This window comes from Mucilaginibacter sp. P5_A6, from assembly GCF_056400585.1.
The window spans coordinates 292,303-314,965 of record NZ_JBFUKZ010000003.1 but is presented as its reverse complement, the minus strand read 5'-3'; the positions used below and the strand labels follow the sequence as shown (position 1 = coordinate 314,965).

Annotated in this window: 20 protein-coding genes; 9 read left to right on the top strand and 11 right to left on the bottom strand. The window is 42.2% G+C overall.

Translation table 11 applies throughout. The features are described 5' to 3' along the window. Window positions 1–382 precede the first annotated feature (382 nt). Window positions 383–1,312: an alpha/beta hydrolase gene (locus AC1DO4_RS05630; RefSeq protein WP_477413713.1), complete on the bottom strand. Its 930-nt coding sequence runs from the start codon at window positions 1,310–1,312 to the stop codon at window positions 383–385. Window positions 1,313–1,377: 65 nt separating this feature from the next. Between AC1DO4_RS05630 and trxA the strand changes: the two genes are divergently transcribed. The 7 genes from trxA to AC1DO4_RS05595 all read left to right on the top strand — a co-directional run bounded on the left by trxA (window position 1,378) and on the right by AC1DO4_RS05595 (window position 7,516). After that, window positions 1,378–1,674: a thioredoxin gene (gene trxA / locus AC1DO4_RS05625; protein ID WP_295717750.1), complete on the top strand. Its 297-nt coding sequence runs from the start codon at window positions 1,378–1,380 to the stop codon at window positions 1,672–1,674. A gap of 108 nt (window positions 1,675–1,782) precedes the next feature. Continuing rightward, complete coding sequence (locus AC1DO4_RS05620) at window positions 1,783–2,418, top strand: TetR family transcriptional regulator C-terminal domain-containing protein (protein ID WP_477413711.1); 636 nt, start codon at window positions 1,783–1,785, stop codon at window positions 2,416–2,418. Between the two features lie 21 nt (window positions 2,419–2,439). Then, a complete protein-coding gene (locus tag AC1DO4_RS05615; protein ID WP_477413709.1) occupies window positions 2,440–3,807 on the top strand; it encodes an ABC1 kinase family protein in 1,368 nt (455 codons plus the stop codon). Between the two features lie 161 nt (window positions 3,808–3,968). After that, complete coding sequence (locus AC1DO4_RS05610; protein WP_477413707.1) at window positions 3,969–4,283, top strand: Dabb family protein; 315 nt, start codon at window positions 3,969–3,971, stop codon at window positions 4,281–4,283. Window positions 4,284–4,354: 71 nt separating this feature from the next. Beyond that, window positions 4,355–5,308 carry an NAD(P)H-binding protein gene (locus AC1DO4_RS05605; RefSeq protein ID WP_477413705.1) on the top strand — a complete coding sequence of 318 codons (954 nt, stop codon included), beginning with the start codon at window positions 4,355–4,357 and terminating at the stop codon, window positions 5,306–5,308. After that, entirely contained in the window at window positions 5,305–6,204 is a 900-nt protein-coding gene (locus AC1DO4_RS05600; RefSeq protein ID WP_477413703.1) for a TIGR01777 family oxidoreductase, read from the top strand. Before AC1DO4_RS05605 ends, AC1DO4_RS05600 begins: the two co-directional genes overlap by 4 nt. Next, window positions 6,197–7,516, top strand: coding sequence for a cryptochrome/photolyase family protein (locus AC1DO4_RS05595; RefSeq protein WP_477413701.1), 1,320 nt, complete (start codon window positions 6,197–6,199; stop codon window positions 7,514–7,516). Before AC1DO4_RS05600 ends, AC1DO4_RS05595 begins: the two co-directional genes overlap by 8 nt. Here the strand turns inward: AC1DO4_RS05595 and AC1DO4_RS05590 are convergent. From AC1DO4_RS05590 to ggt, 4 genes are all read right to left on the bottom strand, one after another. Then, the gene (locus tag AC1DO4_RS05590; RefSeq protein WP_477413699.1) at window positions 7,513–8,448 is read right to left on the bottom strand and encodes an FKBP-type peptidyl-prolyl cis-trans isomerase; all 936 of its coding nucleotides are present in this window, start codon (window positions 8,446–8,448) and stop codon (window positions 7,513–7,515) included. The two genes, AC1DO4_RS05595 and AC1DO4_RS05590, sit on opposite strands and share 4 nt — an antisense overlap. A 60-nt stretch (window positions 8,449–8,508) precedes the next feature. Then, window positions 8,509–9,006 carry an FKBP-type peptidyl-prolyl cis-trans isomerase gene (locus tag AC1DO4_RS05585; RefSeq protein ID WP_477413697.1) on the bottom strand — a complete coding sequence of 166 codons (498 nt, stop codon included), beginning with the start codon at window positions 9,004–9,006 and terminating at the stop codon, window positions 8,509–8,511. 189 nt (window positions 9,007–9,195) lie between these two features. After that, on the bottom strand, window positions 9,196–9,648 hold the full coding sequence (locus tag AC1DO4_RS05580; protein ID WP_477413695.1) for a MarR family winged helix-turn-helix transcriptional regulator: 453 nt from the start codon (window positions 9,646–9,648) through the stop codon (window positions 9,196–9,198). Window positions 9,649–9,730: 82 nt separating this feature from the next. Further along, complete coding sequence (ggt, locus tag AC1DO4_RS05575; RefSeq protein ID WP_477413719.1) at window positions 9,731–11,449, bottom strand: gamma-glutamyltransferase; 1,719 nt, start codon at window positions 11,447–11,449, stop codon at window positions 9,731–9,733. Window positions 11,450–11,702: 253 nt separating this feature from the next. Between ggt and AC1DO4_RS05570 the strand changes: the two genes are divergently transcribed. Continuing rightward, on the top strand, window positions 11,703–12,200 hold the full coding sequence (locus AC1DO4_RS05570; protein WP_477413693.1) for a hypothetical protein: 498 nt from the start codon (window positions 11,703–11,705) through the stop codon (window positions 12,198–12,200). A gap of 100 nt (window positions 12,201–12,300) precedes the next feature. Here AC1DO4_RS05570 and AC1DO4_RS05565 read toward each other — a convergent pair whose 3' ends face one another. Next, window positions 12,301–16,044, bottom strand: a complete 3,744-nt coding sequence (locus AC1DO4_RS05565) for a S8 family serine peptidase (protein ID WP_477413691.1) — start codon at window positions 16,042–16,044, stop codon at window positions 12,301–12,303. Between the two features lie 97 nt (window positions 16,045–16,141). Beyond that, complete coding sequence (locus AC1DO4_RS05560) at window positions 16,142–17,791, bottom strand: NAD+ synthase (protein ID WP_477413689.1); 1,650 nt, start codon at window positions 17,789–17,791, stop codon at window positions 16,142–16,144. Window positions 17,792–17,848: 57 nt separating this feature from the next. Here AC1DO4_RS05560 and gldB point away from each other — a divergent pair, with 57 nt between their 5' ends. Then, window positions 17,849–18,886 (top strand): gliding motility lipoprotein GldB, encoded by a 1,038-nt coding sequence (gldB, locus tag AC1DO4_RS05555; RefSeq protein ID WP_477413687.1) that lies wholly within the window; start codon window positions 17,849–17,851, stop codon window positions 18,884–18,886. A gap of 117 nt (window positions 18,887–19,003) precedes the next feature. Here the strand turns inward: gldB and AC1DO4_RS05550 are convergent, their stop codons facing one another. The 4 genes from AC1DO4_RS05550 to AC1DO4_RS05535 form a co-directional block, all read right to left on the bottom strand. After that, window positions 19,004–19,189 carry a hypothetical protein gene (locus AC1DO4_RS05550; protein ID WP_477413685.1) on the bottom strand — a complete coding sequence of 62 codons (186 nt, stop codon included), beginning with the start codon at window positions 19,187–19,189 and terminating at the stop codon, window positions 19,004–19,006. Between the two features lie 68 nt (window positions 19,190–19,257). Continuing rightward, window positions 19,258–20,142, bottom strand: a complete 885-nt coding sequence (locus tag AC1DO4_RS05545) for a DUF4349 domain-containing protein (RefSeq protein WP_477413683.1) — start codon at window positions 20,140–20,142, stop codon at window positions 19,258–19,260. A gap of 144 nt (window positions 20,143–20,286) precedes the next feature. Beyond that, on the bottom strand, window positions 20,287–21,171 hold the full coding sequence (locus AC1DO4_RS05540; protein WP_477413681.1) for a hypothetical protein: 885 nt from the start codon (window positions 21,169–21,171) through the stop codon (window positions 20,287–20,289). Between the two features lie 211 nt (window positions 21,172–21,382). After that, window positions 21,383–22,603, bottom strand: coding sequence for a serpin family protein (locus AC1DO4_RS05535; protein WP_477413679.1), 1,221 nt, complete (start codon window positions 22,601–22,603; stop codon window positions 21,383–21,385). Window positions 22,604–22,663: the final 60 nt, after the last annotated feature.

Here is a 22,663-nt window from a genome sequence, read left to right as displayed (position 1 = left end):
GATATTATATATGACGCTTATTGTTGCGATGATGTTACTTATCTACAAAAAGGCAAACAACATCGGTTACAAAACTGCCAAAAGACGCTTTGCTATGGAAGTGAGGGATCTTACAATTGCCCTGATCGTTCTGCAATGTGGCGGGGATCCAGGTCTGTTTTTTAAAACATAAAAAATGGCCGGAATTTCTTCCGACCATGACTGGGTGAAAACCGGGCTTTTTTAATGAAAAAGAAAACTTTTTAAATTGCGGAAAACCCTTCATTTTTCTCGATTTTTCTCAATTTATTTTGCTCTTTTTTTGCATATTTATTGATATAATCAGCGTTTTTATTACATTTTATAGCTAAAAAACGACTTTAAGAAGTTTTTTGGGAAATAATTAATGCAAAACCTTCTTACGCTCCTTACTAACCGGGTTGAGGTAATTATTATCGGCCAGCCAGTCGGCCAAACGCTGCGGCCAGGTGCTGATGGATTGCAGCTTTGAGCGGTTACCCATATTAAACCCATGACCACCCTGCGTAAAAATATGCACCTCGATGGGCACTTTGGCATCCCGGTACTTTTGGAGCAGGCTTACCACCGGTACGGCGCAGCATGGGTCGTCATTGGCGGCAAGTAAAAAGGCAGGCGGGGCATCCGCGGGGATCACATCCGGTATATACAGCGGCCCCGGATAGATCTGGATTACAAACCCTGGCTTGGCATTCAGGCGGTCGATAGGGTCGGCGGCAGCAGGATCGCCTTTGCCATCGCCAAAGGCTACCATATCCACAACCTCGCCCCCGGCCGAAAAACCCATCATACCTATACGGTTGGTATCCAGGCCATATTCAGTTGCCTTACTGCGTACCAGCCGCATAGCGCGATAGCCATCCTGCCTGGCATGCACATCAATTTTATAGGGCGAAAGGGTATCCCGGCCCAAGCGGTATTTCAGCACAAAAACAGTGATACCCAGGCTGTTGAGGTATTTGGCAGGCTCTACTCCCTCGGCTGTATAAACCAGCAAACGATGACCGCCACCAGGGCATATCACCACAGCAGCGCCATTAGCTTTGCCTGCAGGGGGTAAAAACACGGTAAGTGAAGGGTTATGGATGTTCTTCACCCAATAATCCTTTGCCTGTTCTGGTTCATTCCGCCGGTTCTCGAACCCGGGGGCACCCTTTGGCCAAAGGGGGATCACAGCAGGCTTTTCTTGTGCCAATACAGCAAATGGGGCTGCAAATAGCAGCAGGCATAGGTAAAGGGCGAGTTTTGTTTGCATAAAGTAAATATAGTTTATAGTTGATATTTCAAAGTTCATTGGCTTAAACTTTTATGTAACTTAATAGTTATAAACAAGGATTATAGATCGTTAATTAAAATAATATGGCAAATTTCCAGGAAATTATAGCATCAGAGATACCCGTACTGGTTGATTTTTCGGCTGAGTGGTGTGGCCCTTGCAAAATGATGCCACCAATATTGCAGGATGTAAAGCACGCCCTTGGCGATAAGGTAAAGATCATCAAAATAGATATTGACAAAAATCCGCAGGCTGCAAGCGCCTACAAGGTTCAAAGTGTGCCAACACTCATGATATTCCAAAAGGGTCAAACTAAATGGCGTCAAAGCGGCGTTGTACAGGCCAGGGACCTGCAGCGGACGATAGAGATGTTTATATAAGCCTTAGTCCTGCCTGTCAAAGGGAGAGGGGGCTACGTGAGGCTTCCATGACAAATAGTTCATACTATGTATGTAACTTTAACGTATAATAATAAAAGCAAACCCATTATGGCAACTATCGAAAGCATCCAGAACGCATATATTGATTATGTACTTACCGAAGGTTCGCAACCAAAATCGGTATACATATTTGCTAAACAAAATGAAATGACCGAAGCTGAATTTTACCAGCTCTTTGGTTCGTTTGAGGCGGTAGAGCAATCTATTTGGGCTGGTTTTGCCACAAAAACACTGACCGAAATAAGGGCCCAGGAAGTTTGGGGGCAATATAGCGCCCGTGAAAAGGCCTTGTCATTTTTTTACGGTTTTTTCGAGTTGCTAAAAGGCAGTCGCAGTTTTGCCATTTACACCATAAATAAACAGCCTAAAGGATTTACTACCCCGCGTGTTTTTGAGCGCCTGAAAGATATTTATGAAAACTTTGCCGATGAAATCCTGAAAGAAGGCATTGAAACAACGGAGCTTACCGACCGAAAATTTTTCAGCAAACGCTATAAAGATGCACTGTGGATTCAGTTTGTATTTGTGCTAAACTTTTGGGTGAATGATAATTCAGCCGGGTTCGAGAAAACCGATGAGGCTATTGAAAAAGGTGTAAATGTAACGTTCGACTTGTTTCAGCGCTCACCTATCGACAACCTTTTTGAGTATGGCAAATTCCTCGTAAAAAACGGCAGAATTTAAGATGAGATTTTAGAAATCATTATGACAGATAATAAAAAAGATCTTCTATCGAAAGATGGAGGAGATTTGCAGGGGGCTGCTCCCGAACAAAACAGCATACCAACTACCAAAGCAGAACGTTCGGCCAGGTTTGTAAAAACAGGTTTTAAAATAGGGGGCAACTATATAAAGCATTATTCAAAAAAACTGTTCAACCCCGGTATGGATAAATCCGAATTGAATGAGGATAATGCAGCAGATATCTATCAATCGCTAAGCGAACTTAAGGGCAGCGCGCTTAAGGTTGCTCAAATGCTCAGCATGGATAAAAACCTGTTACCCCAGGCTTATGTAGATAAATTCACACAATCGCAATACAATGCTCCACCGCTTTCTGGGCCGCTGATTGTACAAACATTTAAAAAATATTTCGGCAAAAATCCCGAACAGATCTATGATAAGTTCAATATCAGATCGACCAACGCCGCATCAATAGGCCAGGTTCACCAGGCCGAACTGAATGGTAAAAAACTGGCCGTAAAGATCCAGTATCCCGGCGTAGGTGATTCTATATCATCCGACTTGAAACTCATCAAACCCTTTGCTTTCCGCATGTTGGGCATGAGCGAAAAAGAACTGGATGTTTACATGCGCGAGGTTGAGGAACGCCTGCTGGAAGAAACCGACTACGAGCTGGAAGTACGCCGCTCCATCGAGTTCTCGACCGCCTGCGCCAATCTGGATAATGTGGTTTTTCCCGAATACTATCCCGAACTATCCAGCAAGCGTATCATCACAATGGATTGGCTGGAAGGGAAACATCTTAAAGAGTTTTTGGCTACCAATCCATCACAGGAGTTGCGCAACCGGATAGGCCAGGCTTTATGGGATTTTTACAATTTTCAGCAACACGAATTGCGGGCTGTACATGCCGATCCGCATCCCGGTAATTTTATGATTACCCCGGAAGGTAAACTTGGTGTTATTGATTTTGGCTGCATAAAAGAGATGCCCGAAGATTTTTACTATCCCTTTTTCTCGCTCACATCTACCAATCTGCTTGATAATAAGGAAGAAACTATCAAGGCTTTCCGCCAGCTGGATATGATCCGTAAAAATGATACCCCGGCGCAGGTAGCGTTTTTTTACACCCAGTACAAGGAGATGATCAGCCTGTTTGCTTTACCCTATATTGATAACCATTTTGATTTTAGCAAAAAGGAGTTTTTTGAAAAGCTATTCAGCTTTGGCGAGCGGCTTTCAAAAATGCCCGAGTTTAAGCAGGCCCGCGGGGTTAAGCATTTTATTTATGTAAACCGCACTAATTTTGGCTTGTATAATATTTTACATGAGCTTAAGGCCGAGGTGAAAACGGATACGTTTAAGCCGCATGTAGTGTTGGAGTATTGAGTGGGTATGGATACTCCTTCGCTATACTAAGCGATAGTAGTGAATCTAATCGCCAACATGTAAAATCTGCGTATATATCTTCCACAGGTTAGGATGATAAAATTTTAGGCTTGCAATGAATTATCTAATTTTTAATTTAGCATTAAATCTCAAATACTGCCATGCCATTACTCCAAAACACCTTTATTCACCATGTACATTTTTGGCTAAAAAATAAGGCCGATAAGGATAAGCTGATTGAGGGCCTAAACATATTGAAACCTATAGCCCACATTCGCGACATGCATATAGGCGTACCTGCCGATACCAACCGCGATGTGATCGATCGTTCATATGACGTTTCATTATTGCTTTTGTTTGATTCGCCGGAGTTACAGGAAGCGTACCAGGTTGATCCTACTCATGTTATTTTTGCTGAGCAATATGCTAAACCACTATGCAGCAAAGTTGTTGTTGTGGATAGTATTAACGTATAGCCGGGTAGCTCAAAATACATTGTAGCATAACCCAATTAAAACACCCTGCGTTTTTGGTTGTTGCAGATAGCATGAAGGTATTACTTGCAGGCACCAATAGTTATATAAGTACAAAGCTTATACCTGTTTTGCTGGAGAAAGGCCATAATGTAATTTGCCTGGTGCGCGATAAACGCCGCTTTAATGAACAAAACGAATTTAGCAGGCAGGTAACCATTATAACCGGAGATCTGCTTAAAGAATCGAGTATAGAAGCCTTTCCTGAAGATATTGATGCGGCTTACTACCTGGTGCATTCCATGTCGCAGGCGAAGGATTTTGCTGCATTGGAAGTGTTATCGGCCTATAACTTTATTCATGCGCTGGATAAAACCAACTGCAGGCAAACAATATTTTTAAGTGGCATCGGTAGCGATGATAATCGTTCTATACATCCCGAATCGCGCAGGCATGTAGAGGACGTTTTAAAGAAAGGCAAACCGGTGCTTACTGTGTTAAGGACGGGCCCAATCATCGGTCAGGGCAGCGCATCGTTCGAGATCATTCGTGATCTTACCGAAAAATCCCCTGTAATGGCCGGTGTCAGGTGGATGAATACCCGTTGCCAGCCTATTGCCATTTGTGATGTGCTGGGCTACCTGGAAAGTGTAATGCTCAACGAAAGAACGTTTAATAAAACCTTTGACATCGGCGGGCCTGATATTTTAACTTTTAAAGAGATGATGCTTACTTATGCCAAGGTGCGCCATCTTAAAAGATATATTATTAACATTCCGCTTCTGTCGCCAAAAATATCATCATATTGGCTATCCCTTATAACTTCTACGGGTTATGTAATGGCCCAAAACCTGGTAAATAGCATGAAGCACGAAACCATTGTGCATAATCACAGTATAGATCATATAATACTACGACACTGCTTAACCTATGAGGAGGCTCTTAAACTTGCGTTCGTTTCCGTGCAACCAATAAGTAACGCAATGAAAAGCAACGAACTATTAACCAATGAACAAGTGAATCAATGAATATATTAATAACCGGAGGCTCCGGAGGATTAGGTAGGCGGCTTAGTAAATTATTGTTGGCAAAAGGTCATTCTGTAAGTTTTTTGAGCAGAAATCCGGCTAAAGATATAGATATTAAAACCTTTATCTGGGATGTGAATAAAGGTACTATTGATGAGCATTGCATTGATGGAGTAGATACTATTGTCCACCTTGCCGGGGCCGGTATAGCCGATAAACGCTGGACAGATCAGCGTAAAAAAGAAATAGTTGAAAGCCGTACCAAATCCATCGCCCTGGTATATAGTCTTCTTAAAAGCCGGGCAAACAAGGTTACATCGGTTATATCCGCATCCGGAATTGGTTACTATAGTGATAGGGGTGAGGAGGTAATGACAGAAACCAGCGCTCCAAAAACTGATTTTCTATCGCAATGCTGTGTTGATTGGGAAGCTGCTGTTGATGAAGGTGATAAATTAGGTCTTCGTGTAGTAAAGTTCCGTACAGGTGTAGTATTGGATAAAGATGCCGGGGCATTGCCCGCGCTTGCCTCGCCGGTAAAGCTTTACATCGGTTCGCCAATTGGCAGCGGTAAACAATGGATCTCCTGGATCCATTGGCAGGATGCGATTGATATGTACCTGTTTGCTATAGAAAATAAGGAGCTGAAAGGTGTTTTTAATATGGTGGCGCCTAACCCGGTGACCAATGCTCAAATGATAAAGGCAGTGGCTAAACAATTACATAAACCTACGTGGGCGCCAAATGTGCCTGCATTTGTGCTGAAATTGATGTTGGGCGAAATGAGCAGCCTGGTTTTAGGAAGCACAAAAGTAGCTGGCAAAAAAATTAAAGATGCCGGCTTCAGCTTTAAATATGCTGAAGTGACGGAGGCATTAAAAGAAATATATGGATAATAATATCCCGGTAACCATCTTCTGGTTTCGTCGTGATCTGCGCTTAAATGACAATGCCGGTTTATACCATGCCTTAAAAAGCGGCAAACCTGTTTTGCCTTTGTTTATTTTCGACAGGGAGATATTAGATAAGCTGGAAGATAAGGATGATGCCCGGGTAAACTTTATTTATAACACTATTGAAAAGCTGCATCATGAACTGCATAACAACGGCAGCAGCTTGTTGGTAATTTATGATAAGGCCACACATGCCTGGGATAAGGTTATTAAAGAGCATAACATTGCGGCGGTTTATACCAATCATGATTATGAACCCTATGCTGCCAGGCGCGACGATGCCGTAAGGGAAAAGCTAAAAAAGCATAGTATAGATTTTAAAACCTTTAAAGACCAGGTAATATTTGAAAAAAATGAAGTGGCCAAAGATGATGGGAAGCCTTATACTGTTTATACGCCTTACCGGCGTAAATGGTACGCCACAATTAAGCCGTTTTACCTGGAGGCTTACCCTACCGGAAAATATTTAATAAACCTGGTAAAAACCCAGGCGCTGGCGATACCAGAATTAAGGGAAATAGGCTTTGAAAAAAGTGCAAGGCACTTTCCCGTTCAGAAGTACAAAAATGTTATCGGCGATTATGCCGATAAACGCGATTTTCCAGCTATTAAAGGCACATCGCATATTGGGCTGCATTTGCGTTTCGGCACGGTGAGCATACGGGAACTGGCCAAAACGGCATATGGCTATAGTGATAAAACGTGGCTTGATGAGCTTATATGGCGCGAGTTTTATATGATGATATTGTACCATTTTCCGGATACTACGGATCACGCCTTTCGCCCGGAGTACGACCGCATAAAATGGGTTAATAACGAGGAGCAATTTAAAGCCTGGTGCGAAGGGCAAACCGGTTACCCTATAATTGATGCAGGCATGCGCGAGCTGAATGCTACAGGCTTTATGCACAACCGGGTACGTATGATAGTAGCCAGCTTTTTAAGTAAAGATCTGCTGATAGACTGGCGTTGGGGCGAACAATACTTTGCCCGCAAGCTATTGGATTATGAAATGGCCAGCAATGTTGGTGGCTGGCAATGGGCTGCAGGTTCAGGTACCGACTCCGCGCCCTACTTCAGGATCTTTAATCCTCAATCGCAAACTAAAAAAATCGATCCGGATCTGAAATACATAAAGAAATGGGTTCCGGAATATGCTGACTTTAGCAAATATCCGAAACCCATTATTGATCACGCGTTTGCACGTGAGCGTTGCTTAAACGCCTTTAAAGAGGCTTTAGTTGACAAATATTAATTAGACACCGTAACGATGGTAAAGTCAAAACGCAAGTTTGTATTTGTTGGGATACTTTGATTGCCACCCCTGCCATAAGCATATCTTGATGGCAGGAGGAGGGTAACTGCAGCGCCTGTTGTATAGCCTTGTAAACCTTGCGCCACACCTGTTACAGGTACGCTCCCGCCATTGCCCGAAAGATCGAATGCTACACCTGTAGTGTTGGCGTCAAACTCTGTTCCGGTTAAAAATTTGCCCGAGTAAGTTGCAGTAAAGGCCGAATACGCACCTATAGGATTGGCGCCTGTACCTGGAGTTGTGACTTTATAATAATAACCACCAGTCGCTTTAACAAAGCCCGTTAAACTATTGGCAGCTATGTAATGTTTTATGACCTGATCGTCATAGGTATTTTGATCAGATATCACATTTACATAAATGTCAAGGCATTGGTTACCGGCAATACGGGTATTCACATTACTTGAACTCCCAGATCCGGTTCCATTAATGCCATAGCCAAGGCGCGATGGTATCAACACTCTTGCTCTTGTACCTTTGTACTTAATGAGATTATGAATGGCTATCTGCAATCCCTTAGGTAAATTGCCCTGGTTTATATGCCCTACAAAGCCATCATAATGATTGGTGGTAAGTGAATCTACTGAATTATACTTGCCATCAAATGATTTTAGGGTGAATACAAATTTCACTGTATCTGAGTAGTCTAATGGTGTGCCTGCCGTTGATCCCTGCGAAAGTATCTGGTAATAAATGCCAGTGGTATCACCATCGGTGGTATCACGTTTCATTGCAGTAAGCCCGTTTGCTGTAATATAGTTTTGGATATTGGTTTCGTCGTATTGTGTAATATTCGGATCGTTCCCGGTTTTACGGCAGGATATAAAACCTATTGTGGTAAGTAGTAATAACGTAAAAGTAATTTTCTTCATTTATATTGTTTGTTAACAGTAATAGCTAATCATTATCGCTCTTTACCTTTATTATTTTGTCTAATTAGTTATGTTATAAAGCTGTATATTAAAATCAAGCACCGAATTAGCGGGCAAATTTATCGAATCCTGTGCAAATGGTCCATAAGCATATCTCGATGGAATAAGCAACCTTATTTTGCCACCTTTTTTTATTTGAGGTACTCCCAACTGCCAACCCTTTATCACACTTCCTAATGTATAGGATGGATGAAAATTGCTGGTTTGCGCAAATACTACACCATTGTTTAATCGTTGTCCGGTAAAACCTACTGTTATAGTTGTCGAACTGGTAAACAGGTCATTTCCTGATCCTTCTTCGCCTTTTTTTATAATGTAAAACACACCTGATGTATCAACACGTTTTGCACTGTCTTCCGGATGCTGTGCCAGGTAATCGCTGATTATTTTATCATCAATATCAGCTTGTATTTTATACTGTGTTAAAGGATCGGCAGATTTTTTACATGCACCCAATCCAGCCATCAAAAGCAATAGTAAAACAAGTAACCTGTTCATTTTTTCAAAAGGCAAATTTATTCTTTTATAATAGAAAAACGGCAGCTTAACATTTTTTAACACATTGCTCAGCCATTATTTGTTCACAACGAACATAGTTCAATCAAAAACGCATTATTCTTTGAAAAATTATAGCGGAATCGGCTTCTCAGTTATTGGTCATTAGAACTCATCTGCGCCATGCAATGCCTAATGACTATTAGGTTTATAGTTAACTGTAAGCTTGTTTATCTTTTTAAGCATTTCGGTGAGATATTCCTTATCTGCCTCGCTGATATGGGCATCAAGGTAATTGTTAAATTGCCTTACTACTACACGTGCCTGGTGACGTTTTTCTTTACCCAGTTCGGTCAGGTAAATCTTTACCGAGCGTTTATCGCCTTGGTTGGATTCGCGATAGATTAACCCCGTTTTTTCCAGTTGACTAAGCATTCTTGATAAACTGGTTGATTTAAGACCCAGCAAAGCTGCAGCCTGGGATACAGTGGTGCCTTCTTTTTCATCGATATTGATCAACAGATAGCCTATAGATTGTGTGATACCAAACTCGGTAACCAACTGGTTATACCTGTTAGCCACTGTTTGCCACACAATCTTTAAAAAATAATCGATGGTTTCCTGGTGTTTTACGCTGTTATGCATGCATACCAAACGTAAGAAATGCTTGTTAATTACGCAAATTTAAGTTTGCGGTTTGCAACAAAACAGGTATTAAGTAATACAGCTACCACCCCAGTTTAGTATCGTCCCCTCTGGGGTCCGCACCGCCTTCATAATAACCCCCCTTGGTTTTAAGGATGGCGTCTACGCGACCTATAGCATTGCGGTTTGTTATTTTGTAACCTTTGCTTTGCAGTTTTATTAGGGTTGCGCCGTCTATCCCGTCTTTTTCAACGGCTACTTCATCGGGCAGCCATTGTGAGTGGAAGCGTTTGGAGGTTACAGCCTGCTGCATATTTTGGTTAAACTCAATTACGTTAAGTATAGTTTGAAAAACGGAGGTGATTATAGTTGATCCGCCGGGAGTACCCACCACCATAAACAGCTTGCCATCCTTTTCAACAATGGTTGGCGTCATGGATGATAGCATGCGTTTACCGGGCTGAATGCTATTGGCCTTACCGCCAACCAAACCATACATATTGGGTACACCTGGTTTTGAGCTAAAATCATCCATTTCGTTGTTCAGTAAAAAGCCGGCGCCTTTCACAAATATTTTGGAGCCAAAGCTATCGTTCAAAGTTGTGGTGACTGACACTGCATTGCCATCCCCATCTACAATAGAATAATGCGTTGTTTGATCGCTTTCATAACCTGTAAAGGTGCCGGGTTGTATGCTGGTACTTGGGGTAGCTGCAGCCCAGTTAAAATTATTCATGCGTGATGTTATATAAGCCGGTTTGAGGAGACTATCGACGGGCACTTTATAAAAATCGGGATCGCCCAGGTATTTTGATCTATCGGCATAAACCCGGCGTTCGGCCTCAACTACCAGCCTTATAGTACTATCCTGGTTATATCCCCATCTTTTTAAAGGATATTTTTCAACCGATTGCAGCAGTTGCAGCAGGGCAATTCCTCCGCTTGATGGCGGTGGCATGGTAATAATCTTGTAGTCTTTATAATTACCGGTAAGGGCTTTACGCCAAACCGCATGATACTTTTTTAAGTCTTTTTTGGAGATCAGGCCATTCCCGCTTTTCATTTCGGCAACAATCTGATCGGCAACCACGCCCTTATAAAAGCCTTTACGACCTTTATCACGGATAAGTTCAAAGGTTTTGGCAAGGTCTTCCTGCACCAGCAGATCGCCTTCTTTCCAATCTCCATCTTTAATTAAATAGGTTTTACCAGGATTTAGTTTCAGGAATTGGGCATGGGTGCGGTTTAGATCATTGGCCATGCGTTTGGTTATTTTAAAGCCGTTGCGGGCAAGGTCTATAGCAGGTTGTACCAGGTCGGCCCATTTTAGCTTGCCATATTTGCGATGAGCCCTAACCATGCCATCAACAGAGCCGGGCACGCCCGATGCCTGGTGTGTATACAAGCTCATATCGGGTATTACATTCCCGGCGGAATCAAGATACATATCCGCACTTGCACCGGCAGGGCCTTTTTCTCTGAAATCGAGGGTGTTGCATTTGCCCTTTTTTGAGCGGAAAACCATAAAGCCACCGCCGCCAATATTGCCGGCATCCGGGTAAGTTACAGCAAGCGCAAAATGTACAGCAACAGCGGCATCAACTGCATTACCGCCTTTCTTCAAAATATCAAGACCAACCCGGGCTGCATCGGGGTAGGCACATACTACCATACCATTATGATATTGACCATTATTGTTAACAATTGATTGCCCATATGCGCAACCGGCAGAAATAAAAAAAAGTATTGTTAAAAATCGCGTTAAGTATCTGATAATTGTTGTTTTGAAAGTATATATCATCATAGTTTGCAGTAATTATTTTTACTAAAATAACTTATTTAAGGGCATAAATCCACTAAAAAGAGAGAACCAATATTTCCCTCTGAAAATCAGTTAGATGAGCATTTGTCAAAGTAGTTTTTGCGTTACAATACCATAAAAACCCAAATCCGGCGTTTATTTGCAGAAACATTTAAGCTTACGCATGGTTAAACCTGTGTTAAGTTTTTATGCCAAAACATTACCTGTTTAATTGTTTATTTAAAACTACTATATGAAAAAATTAATTTACATTCTGCTCTTCTCTGTTTCATTTTTATTAATTGGTAAGCGCTCACATGCGCAGGATTATAAGGTGGCCGCCGGTTTAAAATTCGGGGCATATGAAATTGGTCCTTCCGGAAAATACTTCCTGGATAAAAACACGGCACTTGAAGGCCTCCTGGGCATTCGCGATCATGGCCTGGTAATAACAGGTTTATATGAAATACATACGCCGGCTTTTAATGTTGATAAGCTCAATTTTTATTATGGCTTTGGGGGGCACTTAGGCTCCATAGGTAGCGGGTATTACAAACGCTTTGGCAGCGATGATCAATATTATAAAGACAGGCACCTTTTATTAGGAGCTGATGGCGTTTTGGGCCTTGAGTGGATGGTGCCCAATAGCCCGATTGCGGTAAGTCTGGACCTTAATCCACGCCTTGAGGTGGCAACCGGACCGTTTTTTGACATTGCACCGGGTGTTGGAGTAAAATATACTTTTCAGTAAAAAAGCACCCTTTAAGTCTCACGCGCCAGTTGGTGTGTGAGACTTGCAAACACAATTTAAGCCCTTCCTTCCCTTGAAGGGTTTGGTTGAGGCTGATGATTTAATGGGCTACAATCACCTTCTTCCCGTAAACCTTACTACCCAGTAATACCTTTAATACATAAACGCCCGGCTGCAAATTGGTTACATTTATTACAGTACTGAAATTGCCCTGGGGCAGGGTTTGTTTATTTGACAACACAGTTTGCCCCACAGAATTTACAAGCGATAAATTCAGGTCGGCAGCAGCTTTTGCTGTAAATACAACATAAAGGTTGGTACTTGCCGGCACAGGAAATACTGTCAGCCCGATATCGGTCGATTTATCCGCATTTGCAACCGTTCGTGCGTAAGTAAAAACATCTGATAAGGCTACACATCCGCTGGCTAAAGTATCTGCCACCTGGTAATCCCCGCTTTGCAGGGGCTCATAAGTGGCACTGGTGGCTCCTGCTATAGGCTCTCCATTTAACAACCATTGGTTGCCTGTTGCGATACTCGAGTTTAAGGTATTATTACTTTGCGTAATTACGGGTTTGATTAGTGTAACAGCTTTTCTTGCAGCCGATGCACAGCCCAGGCTTTGCACCTTCATATCATAAAAGTAATAGTAAAAACTTTTGTAGTAGCTTGTATCCGAAGGGTTATCACCTGTCGCGTCGTTCCCTGTAATGCTGAAAATATTACCTATGCCGAACGGATAGGCTGTTACACCTGCGTTGTTACGGTAAATGGTTGCTGTATTATCATACTCAACCGATATTAAGTATTTGCCGGCAGCAGGTAATTCAAGATTAAGATTATAAACCTTACCCTGGTCGGCCGGGTCATCTGCTTGCGGGCCTGGCAGAGGTACGGTACGGGTGGCCTGGGCATTTATAGTTGTTGATGCCACGGTTTGTCCGCTGCTGTTACTTACATTAAAAGTAATTTTACCAGGATTGCCGATGTACAGGCGGGCGCTTTGAATAACTACCGGTACTTTGGTATTAACAATTACCGATGGTGTAAACTGGTTATACCCACCGCCGCCGAAAGTATTTTTGGTAGCCGGACCTACCGTCCCTTTAAAATCATTTACCCCCGCGTAATATTTATTATTTACAGGCGGATAAGCTGTGCTTACAAGGCTGCCTGCGGCAATAGGGATAGTATCATTTATGTTTTGATACCAAAGTAAAGTGCCATCACCATCGCCCGATAAAAGGTATTGTTTGCTATCGGTACAGTAGTAAGCGTTAAGAGCGCCAATAGCAGATGGTGAGTTGACAACAATAGTTGTTGTTACGGTATCATTTGTTTTTACCGGGTCGCCGGTTAAGTTGCTTATGGCAGTTATTGTATAGTTGGCCCCGGCAAGCGCATTAAAACTTTGACTAAAGGTAAAATTATCTTCATCGCCCGATGCAAGTGTACCGGTATAGGTTCCGGTAAAGGTAGTTACAGTGTTGTCAGAAGCGGTTATTTTTACCGTTAGCGGGATATTTCTGATTGCTGCGCTGCCAAAGTTTTTAACCCGGATAGTTACGGGTGTACTTACCGAGCAAGTTCCACCTGACCCAGGGTTAACAATGGCCGAAATACCTGCATCAACGCTGGTTTGTAAAAACTGCACCCGGTAATCCTGGGTTTCGCCTTTGCTGTAACTGCCGCAGGCTTTTATAGTGGAGGTGTCCCCGGTTTCGCTTAATACTACCCTCATTAAACTGTAAGTGCCCGCGGATACATTTGCCGGTATTTTTATAGTAGTATTATATGTGCCCGTACCGTTAATAAATCCGGTAGTTGCAACCAGTTCGGTATTATCAAAAACGCCGTTTTCATTATAATCAATAAATACCCTCGCCGCTTTAGTGAAATTGCCGCCACAGGTACCCAGGGTAATACTTAGCGGATAGGACTTGTCCTGCTCCAATTGAACTGTTAAATTGGTGTAATCAGAATAACTTTTGCAGCCCTGGGCCGGCGTATTATTAATATTAGCAAGCTTAAGGTTGTCAATGCGCGAATCGGCATTACTCAGCGGAGCCGACGAGCAATATGCAGTGCCACCAATACCGGTTACTATAAGTGAGTAAGCCTGGAGGCCTGGCGATAAAGTGCCTTTGTGAGACACTGTAACTGTGTAAGCTTTGCCTGGTACCACATTGGCAATATAAACCTGCTCCACATTATCCCGAATGTTGTCGCCGGTTGTTGCAGCAGCAGATGGGTGATCGGGATCTAAAACCCATGCATCATAGGTAGTATTGCCATCGCTCACTTTTATATCCAGGTCATTTACCAGTTTTGGGGTACGGCTGTTTATGGTGCCGTCAGGCGAAACCGTTCCCTGCGGGTCGGTCCATGCAATGGTGGCCATTAAAGCGCCCGATCCTGATGCCAGCACATTAAATGTTTGGGTTTGGCCCTGGGTAAGGGTATTCTCTTTAACAAGACTTTTGGTGCCATTATCAGTTATAGCCTCCGCAGCCTTTGTCATATTGAGCAGTCCCCATCCATAGATATAATCGGGGCCTATATTACCGGCATCAAAAGCAGTATGGCAAACCAGGCCTTTCAGCGTTGCCGAGCGCATAAAATTCTGGTTGTTTTGTTTGTAATAGTACTCCTGCAATAAATATAAAGATCCTGTAATATTGGGAGCGGCCATCGAGGTACCCGATAAGGTAAGATATGATGTGCTGTTTGCAACGCCTACCGATGTTACATTAACGCCGTCACCAACAATATCGGGTTTAACCCGGCCATCATCAGTTGGCCCCCAGGCACTGAAATAAGCAATGCTTACATCCTGCCTGTTTGTAGGGCCCGACGGTAAAGGATTTACAGCCCCTACGGTAAGTGTGTTTTTAGCATTACCAGTTGTGCTTATGATATCATAACCGCTATTATCGCTGATGGTTGCAGGTCTGGCGCCCTTGTTTACCATTGTTTGGTCGGTTCTGCTCCTGTAGCCATAATAGGTTGAACCTATGGCTGGTCCGTTACTGGACCGGCTATTACCGGCCGATTCGACTATAAGATAATATGGTGCGGTATAAGCAATTTTATCCCATGACTGTGCCCGGGTATCATAAAAACCAAAAGTGTAATCAACAGAATCACCGGGTATGCCATACCATTCCCAGCGGGAGTCGGTATCACTATATTCCCATCCAGCCACATCACCATAGGAATGATTGGATAGCAGCAAGCCTGATGCGGCAGCACTCATTTCGCTTATATCGTTATCAAAATCCCATGATAAAAGGCTGCCCGCATTAAAGGCCATGCCTTTGGCAGGTGCATATACACCCTTAGCTATCATAGTACCTGCTACGTGAGTTGTATGGTCAAGTATGGCTGCACTATTTTTTATGGTAATGGTTTTACCTGTAAATTCCTGGTGAGCGGCATAAACCGAGCCGCCATCCCATATGGCCAGTTTATTGAGGAGGATGGCACTGGAACCAGACAAATTTAATCCTAACGAACCACCGGGTTGTACAGTATTAGTACCTGTTGTTGCCGCGGCAGTAGTATTATTATGTGTAATGAGGTATATGGGGAAACCTAAACTGTTTACTCCTTGTAACGACAGTAAATTGCCGTTTTTTGACCGGCGGCTGATTGGCCACCCGCGTTTGCCTGCTAACGACAGAGCCTGCTGCTTGCTTACCGTATAAGTATCTTTTAATTGTGATGAAAAGTTAGCTAATTCGGCCTTTTTGGCATCACTTACCAAGGGTTGCTGGGCAAAAGTTTGACCGGCTGTACACAGCACAAAAAAACAAGCACATAGCGCTGCGTAAAATTTATTCATGGGCTTGAAATATAGGTATTTTCAAGAAAATTTAAATGAACAAATTAACTCATTATAAAATTTGTTTTTATAATGAGAATCGATAAACAAAATTTATCTACGAAAGATATTTACCCACAATAGGCATTCTGCGGCCCATACCAAAGGCCTTGGGCGAAACCCTTAAGATTGGGGGTGTTTGGTAGCGTTTATGCTCGGCCGAATTGGTAAGCTTGATTACCCGGCGAACGATTGCTTCGTCATATCCCATTTTAATGATCTCGGCAGATGAGCGACGGTATTCAATATATTCTTCCAATATTTTATCCAGAATATCATACTCGGGCAGGGAGTCGGTATCCTTTTGGTCGGGCCTTAACTCAGCCGATGGTGGTTTAACAATGGAATTGATTGGGATGATTTCTTTATCACGGTTAATGTGACGTGCCAGTTCAAAAACCTGCGTTTTATATACATCGCCTATAACGGAGATCCCTCCGCACATATCGCCATATAAAGTGCCATAACCCACGGCTGCTTCACTTTTATTGCTGGTGTTTAGCAAAATATAACCAAACTTATTGCACATCGCCATTAATAAAATAGCTCTGCTGCGCGATTGGATATTTTCTTCGGCAATATTAAACGGAAGGTTTTTAAACTGCGGGTGCAAGGAGCCCTCAATTGCTTCGGTAATATGCTTTATAGCTATTGTTTCGCTTTTGCAGCCCAGGTTTTTCACCAGGTCTTCAGCATCTTTAAGAGAATGGTCTGTTGAAAAACGCGAAGGCAGCAATACAGCCATCACATTTACGGGGCCCAAGGCCTCAGCAGCCAAAGCGCAAACCACGGCCGAATCTATCCCGCCGGATAAACCTAATATGGCCTGTTTAAAGCCCGATTTATGAAAGTAATCGCGGATACCCAATATAATTCCCTGGTGTATCTGGTCAATATCACTCGGCCGTTCAGTTTTTAGGGTCGATGGATGTTCAAAACTTAGCGTGCCATCATCCGCAAGGGTATAATAGGCCATATTCTCTTCAAAATAAGGCAACTCGTCTATCAGCTTACCTGTATTATCAAATATTAATGATCCCCCATCAAATATCAATTCGGTTTGGGCGCCTACCTGGTTTACATAAAGCAGCGGCAAATTATAGCGACTGGCATTATCGCTCAAAATGGCAATCCGCACCTCATCATGGTTATATGCAAAAGGCGATGCGGCAATATTGATCATTATATCAGGCTGCTGATTGATCAGAATATCCATTGGGCGGGTTACGTATAATGGGTTCTCGATGGTGTTCCACAGGTCCTCGCATATAGTAAGCGCTATTTTTTTGCCCTTAAATTCAATACAATTAAAATCTGTTGATGGTTCAAAGTAACGGTACTCATCAAATACATCATAATTTGGCAGCAAAGCTTTGTTCACGATGGCTTTAACCTTACCATCTTCAATAAAATATGCAGAGTTGTTCAGGTCTTTACCCTCTGTTTTGTTATTGAAAGTAGGCAGGCCGATAATACAGGCCACATCAGTACATATTGCAGCTATTTTTTTTGCGGCTTCATCGCACAAACCAATAAATTCGTCAAATTCAAGAAAGTCGCGCGCCGGGTAACCGCAAACGCATAGTTCGGCAAATACAACAAGGTCGGCGCCGTTTTGCTTTGCCTCTAATATATGATCAATAATTTTGGCCGTGTTTGATTCGAAATTACCTATATGATAGTTAAGCTGGGCTAATGCGATTTTCATGGATGGTATAGTAACGTATTAATGCAAATAAAAATTATTTTTGCTCAAAGGATAAAAATGATAACTACCCGGCATAAAGCAAAACAAATTTACTTAATTTTTTTTATTGGCCTGATATTGGCGGCCTGCGGGCGCAATAAAAAGATTGATGTAAGTAATATTGACCTTGAGGTGAAGATACAGCGCTTTGATCATGATTTTGATGCAATGCGCACCGGATCCATGAGTAGGCAGGCAGGCTTTCTTCATAATAAGTATGGTGTATTTTACCAGGATTTTATTGAGCGTATTTTACAGGCTGGTAGTACAAAAGATACTGCCTATTTTAAAACCTTGCACGAAGTATTTAAAGGGAAAGCCTATAACGATCTGAAACATGATGTGGAAGCTGTTTATCCTGATATGGATAAGCAAAATGCCGAACTGACCGAAGCTTTTAAGCATATTAAATACTACTATCCGCAGAAAAGGATCCCGAAAGTTTATGCTTACTTATCAGGTTTCCAGGCACAAACATCAATTGGCGACGGTTATTTTGCTATAGGGCTTGATTTGTTTTTGGGAGCCAACTCCAGGTTTTATCCTTCAATTACCAGCGCATTTCCGCATTATTTGTCAAGGCATTTTACGCCTGATAATATTACACCCCGTGTTATTGAGGGTATTGCCCGTGAGGATATGTTTCCCGAAGATKATAATGATAAATCATTGTTATCAAAAATGGTATACAACGGCAAGATCATGTATTTTATGGATAGGATATTGCCAGATGCAGGCGATACATCCAGAATAAACTATACTACGGCCCAGTTGAAATGGTGCACTGATTTTGAATCGAAGATATGGGCTTACTTTTTAGAAGAGAACTTATTGTATGAAACTGATTACCCAAAAATTCAGAAATATCTTACCGAAGCCCCGTTTACGCCGGGCTTGGGCGAAAGAAATGAATCGGCGCCAAAGCTGGCCGTATACACAGGCTGGCAAATTGTGCGTGCCTACATGGATAGGCACCCTGAAGTTACTTTGCCGCAGTTAATGGCTGATAAGGATGCGCAAAAAATATTAAATCAATCTAAGTACAGGCCGAAGTAGCACTTTGAAAGGACACTTTTTGATTTGTAGATGCATGTTTAAAACTAAAGAAGCCCCGTTCAAAAATGAACGGGGCTTCCTGTTTATATCTGCCAACTCCCTTTTAGGGGTGGGGGATTACTTCATAATATCAAACACTGCTTTTAAAGCGAGCAAAGTGCCAACCAGTAGCGCGAAATTAGCTATATAAGAAAAGTAATGAGAGTTTTCATCACCTGCAAAACGGATGAATACACCAAAAATGCCTATAATAACTGCGACAACTAATAGTTTGTAATGTTTCTCTGCGTTAGCGTTTTCCATTGACTCCATGATACCGTATTTAATGTTTTGGCAAAAATAGAAATGTTTAGCGAAAATGCCACTAATTTTTATGATTTTATGGAGCTTAAAAATGTGGGGTGTTTTCTTTTATAATATTTTAACAGGATCCACACACTGATGCCTGCTAAAATGAATACCCACAGGTTAGTTATGCCCAAAATAAGTTGAGTAACTAAATACCAGCCATTATGCAATGAATTGGTAAAACGTTTACTAAACGACAATTGGTACGCCGATGGATCATCATTGGCGATAGTTTCGGTTACTATAGTGTTGCTTTGATAAAAGCTGAGGGTTATAACACTAAACTTAACGGCAGCATCAATTTTCATATTGTCAATCTGGCCGTCAACCATATCGTCTTTCAATAACAATACATTCAATGGGTTTTTTATGGTGATCTTGCCTTTTTTTTGTTGATCAACAAGCTCCCTGCGACTATTGAGTTTCAATTTCGACGATAAAAAATCCAGCGATTTATCATCAATATCCATTTTGCTATAGGTAACATACATGCCCATATGCGCTACCTGTTGCATGAAACCGCCAAGCACGTCGGATGGGACCTTAACTGTCATATCCTCCGCAGTGCTAAAAGCAGATATCCGCTTTACAGAATCGTCGCTAATGCGATAATCCTGGCTGTTTTGTACCGATGACTCCATCTGGTGGTGCATTACCATTCCATTATTTTTAACGGTCAAGGCGGCAATTTTCTCGGCAGTTTGCTGCACATTTTGAACTTTGAAGCGCATATCGGCAGTTTTCACCAATTTGGGTTGCACCATCATTAAGGAATCTGTGCGGGCATCTACCGTTGCCGAATCTGCAGCGCTGCTGTTATTAGTAGCTTCATACTTAGATACGCCTCGTTTACACGCGCCCAGCAGAACAATGCCCGCCAGCAGCGCACTTACAATTTTTGTTTTCATGAATTTTAATTTTTTTTGGTTACTATTGATACTTATAAGTACGAATAAGTAACCCTTGTGTGGAGAGAATCAGGTAGTTAGCATACGGTCAGATAGTTATTTACTGAAAAAAACATCTATACCACGATGATTTTTTATATTTTATTATTTGGTCATTGATCGGTTCAATGAAAGGGGTAATCCAACCGAAAAAACCATGTTGGGTTTATCTGATGAATACCTGGTTAAATTAGCCACACCTACGCTAAGGCATACCGGGCTTTTAAATGGCCTTAAGCCAGTCGAAAATCCTAAATTCATGCCTGTCCATTCTGCATTCATACTCACGTGCCTTATCACTTCAAATGATATACTACCAAATATTGCAGTGCCATGCGCGCCTTTTCCGTTGGCAATGTCTGTAGGGCTTTTTTCATAAAACCTGCCGCTGCCTAACCCAATGGTGTAACTAAGCCGTGAGCAGCCCGGGGTTAATGACGGAATGGTTTGTATTGCATGGCTTATAGCCAAAAAAAAGGTTGATCCTGGTGAATCTGATTGTTTATTGTTGGCAAACATCTGCAGCGCACCTGCTGAAATACTTGTACCCTGAAATACTTTTCTGCTCAGGATAAAATTGCCGGAAAAGTCGCGAAATTCGTGTACATCGGTCATATTCAAACCGGCAGCAAAGTTTACCGCCGATTCGGGGTTGCCTGTGCAAAAACCTATGGAGCTAATTAAGTCGGCCTTGTGAGGAGTGTATACTTCCGGGTAGGCGCCGCCCAGGCCTCCATAAATATAGGTGCCATACCCACCAAAACCTGTAGGTGTTAATAACGAGCCCGGCGCATCGCTGGGGTAAAGTTCGCCATTTTCGTCCAGTAATGTTTCCTGCATTGCTGCTACAGGCACTGGCGCTAAAAACGAATCGATCTTTTGCTTTAATTCTTTTTCGAAGGAATTTTGACCAAGGGCCGATTGTGCAAACAAACAAAGAATGGTAACAGTATAAAACTTAAATGAGCACAGCCGTAGTTTGCAAATCATGATGGGTGATTAGATTAGATAGTTGGTTTATTACAGCTGTTTGTTTATTGGTTAGTTACGCCAATTAGAACTAAACTATGTATTTTTTTGATACGAAACAATAAGCATGTTTGTTTCGCAAAAAAACCTACCAGGATTAATATAATTGATAATGACCAATGACAGCGCAGTGAAATGACTAATGACTGCGAAAGCAAGATAACGGCGCAGCTTATTTAGTAGGGTCATTCACCACACCTGCAAACAATACCAACCCGCTTTTCATTTCGCGAATAGCAAAAATGAAAGGGTGATCAAACCTATACGTATTGGGGTTTATAGCAGTAACACCAATGCTTATTGAGGTTACTGCCGCGGCGGTTGTGCCATCTTCGTTTACTTCAACGTAAGCTTTGTGTTTTACTTCGGTGATTTGCAGCTGCCCCGCGGCATTAATGCGGGTAAAATCGGCTGCATCAGTAAATGCAATGCCCATCCCCAGGCTGCCTAAAATATCGTCCAACTTAGTTTCGTAGCTGAACTTGAATTTGGGTATGGTAACCAACCCTTTAGTTTGTGTTAAACCCTTCATTAACGTTTGCCATTTGGCGGAGTCAAGCGAGGCGGCAAATTCCTTTACCGATTTATCTATTGGCATTAAAAGCACCATGCTGAATTTATTATTGGCATAAGGCAGTTCTATCACCCGGGCATCTGATGCAGCTACGGTATTAAAGTTTACCTCACTATTCATCAGATCGGCCTGAACGGTGCTGCCAGATCCTAAATAGAAAGTCGATTTCTGAGTTTTGGCGGCATCAAATTTATTGGCCCAGCTACTTTTAAAGTAAATGGCGTTGATGAGATACATTATCACATTATCCTGAATATTATCGATGATACTGGTGATCTTGCCATCGGTTGCATTATTAACCCAGCTGTTGATTACATCTTTAGCGGCTGCATTTTTAAAATCAGCAGCTTCAATCCTTGCGTTATAATTTGAAGCGTTTACCTGCAAAAATGTGGGAATTGGCGTAAACGAATTAGTGTACCAAATGGAGTTGGCAAATTTTAGCGTGGTTTTAGGATCAAGCTGGGGAAGCTCGGTTATCATTTTGTGATAGTAGCCGTTTACCTGGTCCTCGGTAAAATTATTAAAATTCATGGTATTCCGGATGGCTTGCAGGGTTTGTCCTGATGCTCCGTTGCTGGTCATGCCTACGGCCATGCTTACGCTAAGGGGTGACAGGAAAAGATTATCAGCATCCGGATTGCCACTAAGGGTGGCTTTAAATAGTTTCAGGGTAAAGGCATTATCGGCAGTAACTTTTAGCTGTTCGGCAGCAGTAAGTGTAAGTTCTTTACCGGTATCCGGGGTATTGTCAATTTTTTTGCAGGCGGTAATTATGATAAGCGACAGGCAAAGGAGCGTAATAGTTTTGCGGATCATATATAACTGGTTTATAATGCTATTACGGCCTAATAAATCATAATGCAACAAGCTATTGTC